This window comes from Roseibium aestuarii, from assembly GCF_008477545.1.
Classification (GTDB): domain Bacteria; phylum Pseudomonadota; class Alphaproteobacteria; order Rhizobiales; family Stappiaceae; genus Roseibium; species Roseibium aestuarii.
The window spans coordinates 603,413-616,733 of sequence record NZ_VORA01000002.1; the positions used below are offsets into that span (position 1 = coordinate 603,413).

15 protein-coding genes are annotated in these 13,321 nt (G+C 65.0%); 9 read left to right on the plus strand and 6 right to left on the minus strand.

The window, feature by feature from the left end; translation table 11 throughout:
- The first annotated feature begins 211 nt into the window (after positions 1-211).
- The 6 genes from FR728_RS11270 (at position 212) to FR728_RS11295 (ending at position 5,326) form a co-directional block, all read left to right on the plus strand.
- A complete protein-coding gene (locus FR728_RS11270) occupies positions 212-1,903 on the plus strand; it encodes a tetratricopeptide repeat-containing sulfotransferase family protein (protein WP_149892755.1) in 1,692 nt (563 codons plus the stop codon).
- A 153-nt stretch (positions 1,904-2,056) separates the two neighbouring features.
- Positions 2,057-2,344: an HlyU family transcriptional regulator gene (locus FR728_RS11275; RefSeq protein WP_149892756.1), complete on the plus strand. Its 288-nt coding sequence runs from the start codon at positions 2,057-2,059 to the stop codon at positions 2,342-2,344.
- A gap of 135 nt (positions 2,345-2,479) precedes the next feature.
- Positions 2,480-3,058: a CDP-diacylglycerol--glycerol-3-phosphate 3-phosphatidyltransferase gene (gene pgsA / locus FR728_RS11280; RefSeq protein WP_149892757.1), complete on the plus strand. Its 579-nt coding sequence runs from the start codon at positions 2,480-2,482 to the stop codon at positions 3,056-3,058.
- Positions 3,059-3,084: 26 nt separating this feature from the next.
- Positions 3,085-3,336 carry a molybdopterin converting factor subunit 1 gene (gene moaD / locus FR728_RS11285; RefSeq protein ID WP_149892758.1) on the plus strand — a complete coding sequence of 84 codons (252 nt, stop codon included), beginning with the start codon at positions 3,085-3,087 and terminating at the stop codon, positions 3,334-3,336.
- 3 nt (positions 3,337-3,339) lie between these two features.
- A complete protein-coding gene (locus FR728_RS11290) occupies positions 3,340-3,831 on the plus strand; it encodes a molybdenum cofactor biosynthesis protein MoaE (protein ID WP_244304554.1) in 492 nt (163 codons plus the stop codon).
- 196 nt (positions 3,832-4,027) lie between these two features.
- Entirely contained in the window at positions 4,028-5,326 is a 1,299-nt protein-coding gene (locus FR728_RS11295) for a multidrug effflux MFS transporter (RefSeq protein WP_149892759.1), read from the plus strand.
- Between the two features lie 88 nt (positions 5,327-5,414).
- On the opposite strand, the gene FR728_RS11300 is transcribed toward FR728_RS11295, so the two are convergent.
- On the minus strand, positions 5,415-6,305 hold the full coding sequence (locus FR728_RS11300) for a branched-chain amino acid aminotransferase (protein WP_149892760.1): 891 nt from the start codon (positions 6,303-6,305) through the stop codon (positions 5,415-5,417).
- 326 nt (positions 6,306-6,631) lie between these two features.
- Between FR728_RS11300 and FR728_RS11305 the strand changes: the two genes are divergently transcribed.
- Genes FR728_RS11305 through FR728_RS11315 form a run of 3 tightly spaced genes read left to right on the plus strand, consistent with a single transcriptional unit; the run spans position 6,632 to position 9,292 of the window.
- Positions 6,632-7,180 (plus strand): MarR family winged helix-turn-helix transcriptional regulator, encoded by a 549-nt coding sequence (locus tag FR728_RS11305; RefSeq protein ID WP_341872931.1) that lies wholly within the window; start codon positions 6,632-6,634, stop codon positions 7,178-7,180.
- Positions 7,181-7,191: 11 nt separating this feature from the next.
- The gene (locus FR728_RS11310; protein ID WP_149892762.1) at positions 7,192-7,881 is read left to right on the plus strand and encodes a response regulator; all 690 of its coding nucleotides are present in this window, start codon (positions 7,192-7,194) and stop codon (positions 7,879-7,881) included.
- A 22-nt stretch (positions 7,882-7,903) separates the two neighbouring features.
- Positions 7,904-9,292, plus strand: coding sequence for an ATP-binding protein (locus tag FR728_RS11315; RefSeq protein WP_149892763.1), 1,389 nt, complete (start codon positions 7,904-7,906; stop codon positions 9,290-9,292).
- A gap of 508 nt (positions 9,293-9,800) precedes the next feature.
- On the opposite strand, the gene FR728_RS11320 is transcribed toward FR728_RS11315, so the two are convergent.
- The 5 genes from FR728_RS11320 to FR728_RS11340 form a co-directional block, all read right to left on the minus strand.
- On the minus strand, positions 9,801-10,307 hold the full coding sequence (locus tag FR728_RS11320) for a GNAT family N-acetyltransferase (protein ID WP_149892764.1): 507 nt from the start codon (positions 10,305-10,307) through the stop codon (positions 9,801-9,803).
- A gap of 2 nt (positions 10,308-10,309) precedes the next feature.
- Entirely contained in the window at positions 10,310-10,675 is a 366-nt protein-coding gene (locus tag FR728_RS11325; protein ID WP_280115340.1) for a tRNA-binding protein, read from the minus strand.
- A 127-nt stretch (positions 10,676-10,802) separates the two neighbouring features.
- On the minus strand, positions 10,803-11,543 hold the full coding sequence (locus FR728_RS11330) for a TetR/AcrR family transcriptional regulator (RefSeq protein WP_188318881.1): 741 nt from the start codon (positions 11,541-11,543) through the stop codon (positions 10,803-10,805).
- A gap of 141 nt (positions 11,544-11,684) precedes the next feature.
- Positions 11,685-12,506, minus strand: coding sequence for a pyrroline-5-carboxylate reductase (proC, locus tag FR728_RS11335; protein ID WP_149892765.1), 822 nt, complete (start codon positions 12,504-12,506; stop codon positions 11,685-11,687).
- Complete coding sequence (locus FR728_RS11340) at positions 12,503-13,003, minus strand: type III secretion system chaperone family protein (protein WP_149892766.1); 501 nt, start codon at positions 13,001-13,003, stop codon at positions 12,503-12,505. Before FR728_RS11340 ends, proC begins: the two co-directional genes overlap by 4 nt.
- Positions 13,004-13,321 lie beyond the last annotated feature (318 nt).

Sequence of the window (13,321 nt, forward strand, 5' to 3'; positions counted from 1 at the left end):
CCGCCGACGCCGATCGAATGATCAGGCCTTCATATTGTCAGTAATTTCAATAAACTAATTCAGTTCCCCAACATCACAGTCGACACCTCTGTACACTTAATCACAATTTGGACACATTTACGCCTCAATTATGACAGAATGTAAACGCTAGCGTTTACAGACTGAGTGCGCTACTGCGTCCGCGTGCCCCCGAACCTGTGACGGCTAATCGATGACGACCCCTATCCAACGGCTGGCGGAGCAGGCTCTTGCCCTTCAGCATGCCGGACGTATTGACGAGGCCGCAGAGCTTTTCAGGCAGGTGCTGGAACTCGACCCCAGACATCCGCAGGCGCATTTCACGCTCGGGATCATCGCCCACCAGGCCGGACATCTCGGAGCGGCCATCCAGCACTTCCAGATCGCTGCCAGCCGCGCCAAGAAGCATCCTCAGATCTTCCAGCTTCTCGGCATCTCCCTGATGCATGCCGGCGATCTGGACGAAGCCCAGAGCGCGCTGCAAAAGGCCGTTGCCCTGGCGCCCCGAATGGCGGAACTCCATGCACAGCTCGGCGAGGTCTATCGGCTGAAGCGCAAGCCCGTGATGGCCCGCGCCAGCTTCGAGAAGGCCCTGAAGCTCGACCCGGAACACGGTCACGCCCTCATCGGACTGGGACATCTGGAAGTCTCCCTCGGCAACATCGACGCCTCCTATGGCTTCTACGAGCACGCCGTTGCCGTCGACAGCGAAGCGCCCACCGCCTATCAGCGTCTCGCCTTCCATCGCTCTCACAAGACCCGTCCCGCCTTTCTCGATGACATCGAGGCCCGACTGGCCGCGACCCCGGGCCCCGGGCCCGAGGATGCTGCCGCGCTGAACTGGTCGGCCGCCAAGATCTATGGCGACCTGGGTGACGTGCCCCATGCCGTCGACCACTTCCGCGCCGCCCGCGCCACCCATTACGACCCCTTCGACATGGGCGCGCACCGGGAACGCATGGCCTTCCTGCGCGAGGTCTTCACCCCCGACTTCTTCGCCGAGCGCGAGAGCCTTGCCGCCGATGACAGCGACAAGCCTGTCTTCATCTTCGGCATGCCCCGCTCCGGCACCACCCTGGTCGAACAGATCATCGCCCGCCACTCCCATGTGACCGCCGGCGGCGAACTGACCTATTTCCGCCGGGTTCAGGACGATCTCGGCCTCAAGCGACAGCCCTCCCCGGCGCTCGAAGAACGTCTGCGCAGTCTGGATGCCGGCGATTATCGCCGCATTGCGCGCGGGTATCTCAAGGAGCTGGACCAAATCGACCGCCGGGCCCGCCGGGTCACGGACAAGATGCCGCACAATTTCGAGATGCTGTGGCTGATGCGGCTGATCTTCCCCAAGGCCACCTTCATCCACACCCTGCGCAGCCCTGCCGACATCTGCATCTCGCTTCTCACCCACGCCATGTCCAAGGCCCACAACTATGCCCGCGACGAGCGCACGGTCGGGGAATATGTGCTGGAATATGCCCGCCTCGTCAGCCACTGGGAAAAGGTGCTGCCGCAGCCGCCCCACAGCCTGATCTACGAGAAACTCGTCCACGCCCAGGAAGAAGAGAGCCGCCGCCTCGTCGACCTGTGCGGTCTGGACTGGGAGGAGGCTTGCCTCGCCTTCTACGAGGGCGACACGCCGGTCAACACCTTCTCCGACGTGCAGGTCCGCAAGCCCATGTTCCGCTCGTCCATCGGCCGCTGGCGCCGCTATCAGGACCACCTGCAGGAGCTGTTTTCCGCCCTCGGACCGCTCGCCCCGGAAGAAATGCGTGCGCCCGGCTTCGAGGACACGCTTGCAGACGATCTGCCGCCCTTCCCCGACATCCTGCCGGCCAACGACGCCCCCCGCCCGGCCATGTCCGTGGAATACAGCCCGGCAAAGTGAAACCGGGCCGCAGCAGAGCCTCGCCCCGCGCCATCTCCGGATTTTCCGCCCCAACCGGCCTTGCGGGGAGAGCCCCCGGCACGATACATGAGGCCAAAGGCCACGTGTCCCGCGCCGCGCGCGCCGCGGACCAGTGAGGAGGAAACCGACGCGATGCTGACCAAACTTCTGAAGGGCTTGTTCTCCAGCACCCCTGCCACCAGTGGCGACGAGCCCGAGACGGCGGTAGAGCACGAGGGCTATCGCATCATCGTCGCCCCCATGCGCAACGGCAGCCAGTGGCAGATCGCCGGACGGATCGAGCGCGAGATCGATGGCGAGACGCGCAGCCATACCTTCATCCGTGCCGACACCATGAGCAGCCGTGACGAGGCCGCCGAACACACCCTGCGCAAGGCACGTCTGCTGATCGACCAGCAGGGTGATGCGATCTTCGGGTGATCGGGGTCGGCCCGCGGTGTCGCGCGTGCCGGACGTTGACACCTCTCTTCCCCCCGTGCTTGTGTCCGCCTGAACCGATGTGCCAGGCCCGGACACCCGGAAAGGCCCCTTGAGAAGGCTCCCCGAGAAGTCTCCATGAAAAGAAACGTCGTCCTCAGCCTGCCGAACATTCTCACCTACGGGCGCATCGTTGCCGTCCCGGCGGTGTCGGCCTGCTTCTATTTCACCGGACACACGCCACGCTGGATCGCGCTTGCGATCTTCGTCGTCGCGGCCATCACCGACTTCTTCGACGGTTACCTCGCCCGCGCCTGGCAGCAGCAGTCTTCCCTGGGCCGGATGCTGGACCCCATTGCCGACAAGCTGCTTGTCTCCGTCAGCCTTCTCATGCTTGCCTCCGACGGCACCATCGGTGGCTGGTCCCTGGTTGCCGCCATCATCATCCTGTGCCGCGAGATCCTCGTCTCGGGCCTGCGCGAGTTTCTGGCCGAACTGCAGGTCAGTGTGCCGGTCACCCAGCTGGCAAAGTGGAAGACCACGGTCCAGCTGGTCGCAATCGCCTTGCTGCTGGTAGGCCCTGCCGGGGAGGCTGTCATTCCGGGCACCGTGCTGGCGGGCCTCATCGCCCTTTGGCTCGCGGCCGTGCTGACCCTATATACGGGCTATGACTATTTCCGTGCCGGCATCGGTCATCTGATCGACCGGGACAGCTGAACCACCGCTTCGGGAGAGGAAGACCGATGCTGATCAAGTATTTCGCCTCGATCCGCGAACGGGTCGGCCGGGAGGAAGAGCGGATCGAGATCCCTGCCTCCGTCACGACGATCGCGGAGCTTCTCGATGATCTCGCCGGGCGCGACGAGACCTATGCCTTCGCCTTCGGGGATCGGGAGACCCTGCGCGCGGCCCTGGACCAGATGCATGTGGAACTCGACACGCCCCTCGCCGGCGCATCCGAACTCGCCCTCTTCCCGCCGATGACCGGAGGCTGAACCGTGACCGCTCCCCTGTCGCCCCTCTCGCCCGTGCTACCGCGCATTCTCGTCCAGAGCGAAGATTTCGATCTGGCGGCGGAATGCGACCGGCTGAGCCAGGGCCGGCAGGATGTGGGCGCACTGGTGAGTTTTGTCGGCCTGTGCCGGGATGAGGGGGGCCGTCTGGCCGCACTCGAGCTGGAACATTATCCGGGCATGGCCGAGACCGAAATCGGCCGTATCGCCTCTCAGGCCCTGGAGCGCTGGCCGCTGACCGGGCTGACCGTCATTCATCGCCACGGCAAGATCGCGCCGGGGGCTCAGATCGTGCTTGTGGTCGCCGCCTCCAGTCATCGCCGCGCTGCCTTCGAGGCCGCCGACTTCCTGATGGACTTCCTCAAGACCCGCGCCCCCTTCTGGAAGAAGGAGCATCTGCGCGACGGATCGTCCGGCACCTGGGTCGAGGCAAAGGCCGTCGACGACCGGGATGCGGAACGCTGGGACCAGCGCTGAGGGCTGCGGATCTCGAACCGGACGCAGATGAAACGCGCTGGTTTACGTAGTTCTACTGTGTTAATCGGAAGATCCCCCCGATCGCGGGCGACGCCACCCCTTTGCGCCAGCATGCCCTTGCCCGAGCCACCGCCCGGGTTCCTCCCCGGGCTCCGCTGCGCCCACCGGCCGCCCCGATGCTGATGCAGGAGCATTCATGACGTCTCCCACCTCCCCTGCGGCACGGGCGCCCGCTCCCCAGCCCGCCGCGAAGCTGGCCCTGCCTTTCGCCGAATTCGTGATCATGATCGCGGCGCTCATGGCGCTCAATGCGCTGGCCATGGACGTGATGCTGCCGGCGCTGCCCGAGATCGGCGATGCCCTGTCGATCGCCGATCCCAATGACCGCCAGCAGATCCTGATTTCCTACATGATCGGCTTCGGCGTGGCGCAGCTCTTCTACGGACCGATTTCCGATGCCTTCGGCCGGCGCGCCCTCCTGCTGGGCGGCCTGGCGGTCTATTCGCTCGCCAGCATCGGCTCCCTCATGTCGGAGACCCTCGACCAGCTGCTTCTCGCCCGCCTCGTGCAGGGTATTGGCTGCGCCGCGACACGGGTCATCGCCGTCTCGGTGGTCCGCGACTGCTTCTCCGGCCGCCGCATGGGTCAGGTCATGTCCCTCGTGATGATGATCTTCATGGCCGTGCCCATCGTCGCGCCCTCCATCGGACAGGTGGTCCTGCTGGCCAGCAACTGGCACTGGATCTTCTCCCTGCTGCTGGGCGCAGGCCTGATCATGCTGGTCTGGTGCTGGGTCCGCCTGCCGGAGACGCTGGCTCGGGAAGACCGCAAGCCCCTCGCCGTCCGCTCCATCGCCAGCGCCTATGCCCGCACGGTCACGACCCGGGTCAGCCTGGGCTACATGCTGGCCATGACCTTCGTCTTCGGCGGTCTCTTCTCCTTCATCACCATGTCCCAGCAGATCTTCGTCGACGTGTTCGGGCTGGGCGTCTGGTTCCCGGTCGTCTTCGCCGGCATCGCGCTGACCATGTCGGGCGCCTCCTTCATGAATTCCCGGCTGGTGGCGACCTACGGCATGCGCCGCATCTCCCATGTGGCGACGCTAGTGTTCATCCTCCTCGGCGGGCTGCTGCTGGCGCTCTCCCTTGCCCAGACGATCAACGTCTATGCCTTCGTCATCATCATGTCGCTGCTGATGTCCTCCTTCGGCTTCATCGGCCCCAACTTCAACACCATGGCCATGGAGCCGCTGGGCGACATTGCCGGCACCGCCTCCTCGGTACTCGGCTTCACCACCACGCTGGGCGGCGCCATGCTCGGCGCCTACATGGGCCACCATTTCGACGGAACGACCACCTATCTGGGGCTGGGCTTCTTTGCCTATGGCCTCGTGGGTCTGGCTCTGGTCCTGCTGGCCGAACGCGGTCGCCTGTTCCACGCCCAGCATGACGAAGACGCACGGTCCGAAGGCGCTCCGGCCTCCGGCGCTCATTGACTTGACGGTCCCCACCTGCGGGCCAGACGAACAAAAAGGGGCGGCCCCGCGGGACCGCCCCTTTTGCATTTGGAAACTGGAAACAGCCTCAGGCCGCGACCGGAGCGCCTGCGCGCACCTTGGCGTCATAGGCTTCCATGAGGGTCTTGGTGATCTCGCCAACCTGGAAGGAATAGGGCCCGACCTCGGACACCGGGGTGACTTCCGCCGCCGTTCCGGTGAGGAAACACTGTTCGAAGCTCGCAAGTTCCTCAGGCATGATGACCCGCTCGATCACCTCAAGCCCCTTGTCCCGGGCAAGACCGATCACCGTGCGACGGGTGATGCCATCCAGGAAGCAGTCCGGGGTCGGCGTGTGGATCTTGCCGTCCTTGACGAAGAAGACATTGGCGCCGGTCGCCTCGGCCACCTGGCCGCGATAGTCCAGCATCAGCGCATCCGCATAGCCCTTGGCTTCGGCCGCGTGCTTGGACAGGGTGCAGATCATGTAGAGACCGGCGGCCTTGGCCTTGAACGGCGCGGTCTTCGGATCGGGGCGGCGATACTCGGCCATGTCGAGGCGGATGCCCTTCAGCCGTTCTTCCGGCTTGAAGTAGCTCGGCCAGTCCCAGGCGGCGATGGCCGTGTGAATGGTGTTGTGCTGGGCGGAAACGCCCATCATCTCGCTGCCGCGCCAGGCGAAGGCACGGATATAGGCGTTGGTCAGCCCCTGACGCTTCAGGACAGCTTCCTTGGCCGCATTGATCTCCGCTTCGGTGAATGGGATCTTGAAGCCCAGAACCGAGGCCGACGCGTGCAGACGGGTGGTATGCTCGGCCGACTTGAAGATCACGCCCTCATAGGCGCGCTCGCCTTCGAAAACGCAGCTGGCATAGTGCAGACCATGGCTCAGCACATGGAGCTTCGCATCCGCCCAAGGAACGAACTCACCGTCCATCCAGATGTCGCCATCGCGCTGATCAAAGGGCACGCCTGCCATTCTCGTCTCTCCTGCCGGTCAGATCCGGTCTTGTCGCTCGGTCAACTGCGCAAATCCGGCACCCCGAAACGGTAACTGGGGTTTTGCACGGCGCAGCAAGTGTCGGTATCGTGGCCTGACGCGATTGAAGGATTGGATTCGGTTCTGGGCAAGTGCAAATTGACCCGCCCCCGATCAAACATTTCGTTCAGGGCGCACTTGGAGTAACAATCGACCTTAAATAAGTCAATATGGCTGACGTAAATTTCAAAACCGCGAATCCCCCTGCGTCACCGGACGGTGATGCGACGCCGCTCACCCGGCCGGAGCTTCATCCGGACGAGCCCGTGATCACGCCCCACTGCGACCTGATCGAGCTGCTCTTCTACGCCTATCGGGATTTCACCTCCGATCCGGACGAGCGGCTGGCCGCCTTCGACTTCGGCCGCGCCCATCATCGGGTGCTGCATTTCGTCGACCGCAACCCGGGCATGATGGTCACCGACCTTCTGGCCATCCTGCGCATCACCAAGCAGAGCCTCGGCCGCGTGCTGAAGCAGCTGGTGGACAAGGACTTCATCCTCCAGAAACCGGGGCCCCTCGACCGCCGTCAGCGGCTCCTTTACACGACGCCGACCGGCCATGCCCTGGCGCGTTCCCTGTCGTCCCCCCAGTCGGAGAGGCTTTCGCGTGCGCTTGCCACCCTTCCGCCAGGATCGGACGACATCGTGCGCCAGTTCCTCCATGCGATGATCGACGAGGACGCCCGCGACGCCGTCGCCGAGATGATCTACAACACGGACCGTCCGGCTCGTTCCCTGTCGGCAGCTGCGGTCGCACCGACCATGGCTCTCCCGGAGGGCGCCGACCCGGACAGGAATTCTGACAGGAAGTGACCAGACCGCCCATGCCACCAGACGACAACGCCAGCCATATCCTGCTTGTGGACGACGATCAGCGGATCCGTGATCTGCTCGGCCGCGTGCTCATGGACGAGGGCTTCCGCGTAACCTCGGCGGCCAATGCGGCGGAAGCCCGCGCCTTCATGGAAGGACTGAGCTTCGACCTGCTGATTCTCGACATCATGATGCCCGGCGAGACCGGACTGTCCCTCGCCGAGGACCTGCGCCAGACCTCGCAGGTGCCGATCATCATGCTGACCGCCCGCTCGGAAGCCGGCGACCGGATTGCCGGTCTCGAGGCCGGCGCCGACGACTACCTGGCCAAACCCTTCGAGCCGCGCGAGCTGATGCTGCGCATCTCCGCCATCCTGCGCCGCGGCGGACCGAAGCGCACCACGCCCCAGACCGAGATCCGCTTCGGCCCCTATGTCTTCAGCCCCGCCCGCGGAGAGCTGAAGAACGGGGAGAGCATGGTGCGCCTGACCGACCGGGAACGCCAGATCCTGACCATCTTCGCCGAACAACCCGGCGCGACCGTGCCCCGCCACAAGATCGTCGGCGACGACGGCGCCATGGGCGAGCGGACCGTCGACGTGCAGATCAACCGGCTGCGGCGCAAGATCGAGACCGACCCGGCAAACCCGCTCTATCTCCAGACCGTCCGCGGCATCGGCTACCGCCTGGCCTGCGACTGAGCCGCAGGAGCGCGGGCGCCTCATGGCCAATTTCAACCGGTTTCTTTCCAGTCTGCCGCGCCCCTTGCGCCCGCTGGCCCACATCTATGAGGTCGTGGCCCGTGCCCTTCATGCCATCGGACCGAAGCGGCTCTACACCCGCGCCCTCCTGATCATCCTTCTGCCCATCATCATCCTGCAGTCGGTGCTCGTCTTCGTCTTCATGGAACGCCACTACGATCTGGTCTCCCGCCGCATGTCCGAAGCGGTGGTGCGCGAGATCGCCTCCATGGTGTTCATTCTGGAGAATCTGGACCTCGGAAGCGACTTCACCCTGGTCGAGCGCATGGGGTCGGAGGTCCTGGGGCTTTCGGCCACCGTCCTCCCGCCCGAGCCGCTGCCGCCCCCGACGCCGAAACCCTATTTCGACGTCATCGACCAGGGACTGAGCCGGGCCATCAGCACGACCATCGGCAAGCCCTTCTGGATCGACACGGTGGGCAATGCGCGCTTTGTCGAGATCCGCATCCAGCTCAAGGACCATGTGCTGCGCGTCTTTGCCCGCCGCAGCCAGACATTTGCCTCCAACTCTCACATCTTCCTGGTCTGGATGTTCACCACCTCGCTGGTCCTGGTGGTGATCGCCATGCTCTTCCTGCGCAACCAGATCCGCCCGGTCGTGCGTCTGGCCGAGGCCGCCGAGAGCTTCGGCAAGGGCCGTCCGACCGACCGGCTGCGCCCCTCCGGCGCCCGCGAGGTTCGCCAGGCCTCCCATGCCTTCATCGAGATGCGTCGGCGCATCGAACGCCAGATCGAGCAGCGCACCACCATGCTGGCCGGGGTCAGCCATGACCTGCGCACCATCCTCACCCGTTTCCGCCTGCAGCTCGCGCTCCTGCCAGGCGGATCAGAGACCGAGGGCATGAAGCGCGACGTCAACGAGATGACCCACATGCTGGAGGATTATCTCGCCTTCGCTCGTGGCGACGGGGATGAGGCCGTGGTCGAAACCGACATGGCGCTCATGCTCGAGGAACTCGAGGAGGAGGCGGAGATCTCCGGCACCGACATTCGCGCCCGCTACGAGGGCGAGCCGATGATCCCCCTGCGCCGCAATGCGATGAAGCGCTGCCTGTCGAACCTGATCACCAACGCCTCCAAGTTCGGCGGCCGGGTGGAGGTTCACGGCATCCTGCGTCAGGGCTGGCTCACGGTGACGATCGACGACGATGGCCCCGGTATTCCCGCCTCCAGCCGCGACGACGCCTTCCGCCCCTTCCACCGCCTCGACGAGGCGCGCAATCAGGACCTGTCCGGCAGCGGGCTCGGCCTGGCCATTGCCCGCGACATCGCCCGCAGCCACGGCGGCGAGATCTATCTGGAAGACAGCCCGCTCGGCGGCCTCCGCGCCCGCGTCAGGCTGCCGGCCTGAGGCAAGATGGGTGTGCGTAGGGCTCCCGGCCTGAGGCACGTTTCGGCGCCTTCAGACGTCAGGCCTGCCTGCGCAGGCTTCCCGGAATGCGTAAGCCATCGCCACGCCCCCCGCCCCCTGCCAACCGCAGCATGCCGCAACAGCCTCAGGCCCTCCCACCGTCATCCCCGGCTCGACCGGGGATGACGGTGGGAGGGCATTGCCAGAGAGGACCGCATTTCCGGGTGAAGGCCCAAAGACAGAGTTGATGACGACCGAGAGGGTACTCTCGAAGCATCGCCCTTCTCTCCGCGCCGTCCCGGCCCTGAGCCGGGACCCACTCTTCTCCCGAAGATCCATACGCACGTCGGTTTCGAGGTCCCGGATCTCCGCTTGCGCTGCGTCCGGGACGGCGGAAAGGCCGGTGCGGGACCGTTCTTTGCCTCTCCGCCGTCATTGCCGGACTTGATCCGGGATGACCAGCGCGAGGCGAGAAGCGAGAAGCGACAGCGCCCCCCATTCCCGGAAATCAGGGGCGCGGGTGCCGGTAGACCAGATCATCCGGCGCGTTTCGCGGGGCACTCGAGTCGAGCACGGCGCCAAGCCGCTCGGCGAGGCGCCGCGAGGCCGCGTTCTCCGGATCGATGTAGGAAACGAGGGTCTCCAGTCCGAACTGCGTAAAGCCCCAGTGCCGCAGCGCCGAGGCCGCTTCCAGCGCATATCCCTTGCCCTCGAAGCCCTCGTAGAGCATCCAGCCGAGTTCCTTTTCGGGAAACAGCGGCCCGTGGTTGATCCCCACCTGCCCCACGCAGCGCCCGGTCGCGCGCTCGTCGATCATCAGGCCGCCATGACCGAAGAGCGGCCACTGGGCAAGGTCACCGGTGAAGAGGGCCCAGGCCCCGAAGACATCATAGGGGCCACCCATGAACCGGGCCCGATCGCTCTGCATGAAGGCGAGATAACGCGGCCAGTCCTCGACCGTCTGCGCGCGCAGAACAAGCCGGGGCGTGGTGAGGACGGGGATCTCAGCGCCCATGCCTAGAACAGGCGCCCGCCGATCGGCACATCCTTGTCCGGCACGACGAGAACCACCTCTCCCTCCTCGTCCGGGACGCCAAGGGTCAGAACCTCGGACTTGATCGGCCCGATCTGGCGCGGCGGAAAATTGACAACCGCCATCACCCGGCGGCCGATCAACTCCTCAGGGAGATAATGTTTCGTGATCTGGGCGGAGGATTTGCGGACCCCGATATCGGGGCCGAAATCGATCATCATCTTGTAGGCGGGCTTGCGGGCTTCCTTGAAGACCTCCGCCTCCACCACCCGGCCGACCCGGATATCCACCTTCATGAAATCGTCGAAGGTGATCGTTGCACTGGCTGCCTTGTCGGTCGTGTCGCTCACGGGTCATTCCACCTGTCATTGTCAGTTGTGACCCGACAATGGCAAGCCCGCCCCGCAGGTGCAAGGCGGCCTGAAAGACTTGCCCGGCGCATGTGTCCGCAAGGCAACGACGGAAGACAGCCTGACTTCAGGCTCCGGCCACCGCATCGTCGCCCGGGACACCGGTTCCCAGATCGGTTTCCTCCGCCCAGCGCGGTCGGCGCTTCGACGACATGCGCCGCCCCGCCTTGCGCAGGCGGCAGGCCAGACGGCCGAGACGACCGGCGAGAACCTCGGCCTTGTCGAGACGCTTCAGCCAGTCTTCACCCCGATCCAGCTCCCGGTCGAGCTTCGCCATGGTCCGGGGCATGCCCGGATCCTCTTCCGCCAGCCACGTGGCCACGACCTTGGCGAAGGACACCGCCAGCCCCTGGGTCACCAGCGATCCCCGCAGCCCGGGAAGGGAAATCCCGGCGGCCGTCAGCATCCAGGCCTGCGAGCGCACGGCAATGCAGTTGACCTCGAGCGCCAGCGCCGGATCCCGGCGCACTCCCGCCATCAGGGAACGAATCCCCTCCTTGTAGGGCTCCAGCTTGTCGAGCCGGGTCATGAGCACGTCAAAGAGCCGGTCATGGGCAGGCTGACCCGCCATGTCCGGATCCCGCTCTGCCAGAACCTCCTCGTCGATCATGGCGGCGAAGGCGGCAATCAGGGCCGCGCGGCCGGAAAACCGCGCCCGCAGATCGCCAAGGCTGATCTCCGCCCGCTCGGCCAGCCGGCCAAGCGTGGCCTCTTCCAGCGGGCCTTCCGCCAGAAGCCCCAGATAGGCGGTCACGATCTGGCGGGTGTCAGGGCCGGAGGATTTCCCGGAAGACTTGGTGGGAGCCATGAAACACTTCTCCATGCTGCAGCAGGCCGATCTCCGCAAAGCTGATCCCGGCTCGCGGACGCTCTCTGGCAAAAAGAATAGGCCGCTCGCCCGGAATGGGAAGAGCGGCCTGAAAGGCTCTGTCGCAGAGGGGACGTCAGGTCAGCCTGCGGCCAGTTCCTGGGCGCGCCTGTGCGCGGCCTCGGCCGCCTTGCGCATCAGGGGCTTGAGGCCATCGTCAGCCATGAGAACCTCCAGCGCGGCGGCCGTGGTGCCATTGGGCGAGGTGACGTTCTGACGCAGCACGGCAGGCGTGTCGCTCGACTGATGCATCAGTTCCCCGGCGCCCGATACGGTCGCCTCGGCCAGATCACGGGCAACATCGTCGGGCAGACCCAGGGAGCGGGCAGCCTCTGTCAGGCATTCGGCAAGATAGAAGACATAGGCCGGGCCCGAACCGCTGATGGCGGTGACACTGTCGATCTGGTCTTCGCTATCGAGCCAGACCACCTTGCCCACCGCCTGAAGCAGGGTGCCGATGGTGTCCTTCTGGGCGTCTGTCACCCGATCGGTCGGATAGACTGCGGTGATGCCTCGCGAAACCATGGCCGGCGTGTTGGGCATGGCACGGGCGACAGGCACCGGGCCGAAAGCGGCCTCGAAGGTGGTAATCGGCGTCCCGGCGGCGACCGACAGGATGACCGTGTCCGGCCGCACGGCGGGCTTCAGACCCGGCAGAACCTTGTCCATCAGCTGGGGCTTCACCGCCACCAGCACCAGGGCCGGCGCCAGATCCTCCGGAACAGTGGTCACGTGACGGATCCCGTTTTCGGCGAGGAAGGCCGCCATGTCCGGGGCCGGAGAGGGATCGCTCACGACGAGAGAGGCCGGATCGACGCCTCGGGCGATCCATCCGGCCAGCATTGCACCACCCATCCGGCCGGCACCGACCAGAAGGAAAGGACGTTCCTTGTTGAAAATCATGCTTCGCCTGCGGTTTCGAAAAGTGCTGTTTCCAGAGCCTCTATAGCACTTTTGCCAGCCCAGACAACGAACTGGAAGGATTGGTAAAACCGCTCGCAGCTGTCCAGCGCATTGGCCAGCATGCCTTCGATCTGCGCCGGATTGGCTTCCGCCCCGCCTGCCAGCAGCAGGGACTGGCGGAACATCACGAGGGATTCCTGTGTCCACAGGTCGAAATGGCCCATCCAGAGCTGCTCGTTCACGAGTGCCATCAGCTTGATGACCTCGCCCTTGCGCTGCTCGGTGACCTTGAGATCGAAGGCGCTTGCCAGATGCAGCGCCTCGACCTCTTCCATCCAGGAGAAGGAGATGTGGTAGTCGCACCAGTTGCCGCCGACGGAGATGGTGATCTCGTCGTCTTCGGACCGTTCGAAGGTCCAGTCATTGATGGAGGCGACGGTTTCGATCGTGTCGACGGGATTGCCGGGGCGCTCGAATTCGATCTCGATGAGGCTCATGAACCTCTCCTCTCGCGGACCGCCACCCTTCGGACACGGGGAAAAACACGTCCGAATGCGGGGCTGGCAGTAAAGGTCCCCTGGCCGTCCTGGGGAAAGGCGCTCGACGGCTGCGCCGGGTCCCATGACGAATCCCTTCCGGGATCAAGTATAGATGCACGTGCCCTTTCACCGATATCGCCGCCGAGGATCCGACAGGACAATACTGTGGACGATCTCCCGATAGGTCAACAGGGATCTCGCACTGTTTCGTGAAGCGAATCCGTCCTCTATCGCGCTGCACTCGAGTAAGGTCTGAAAATGGACAAGGGGCCGCGC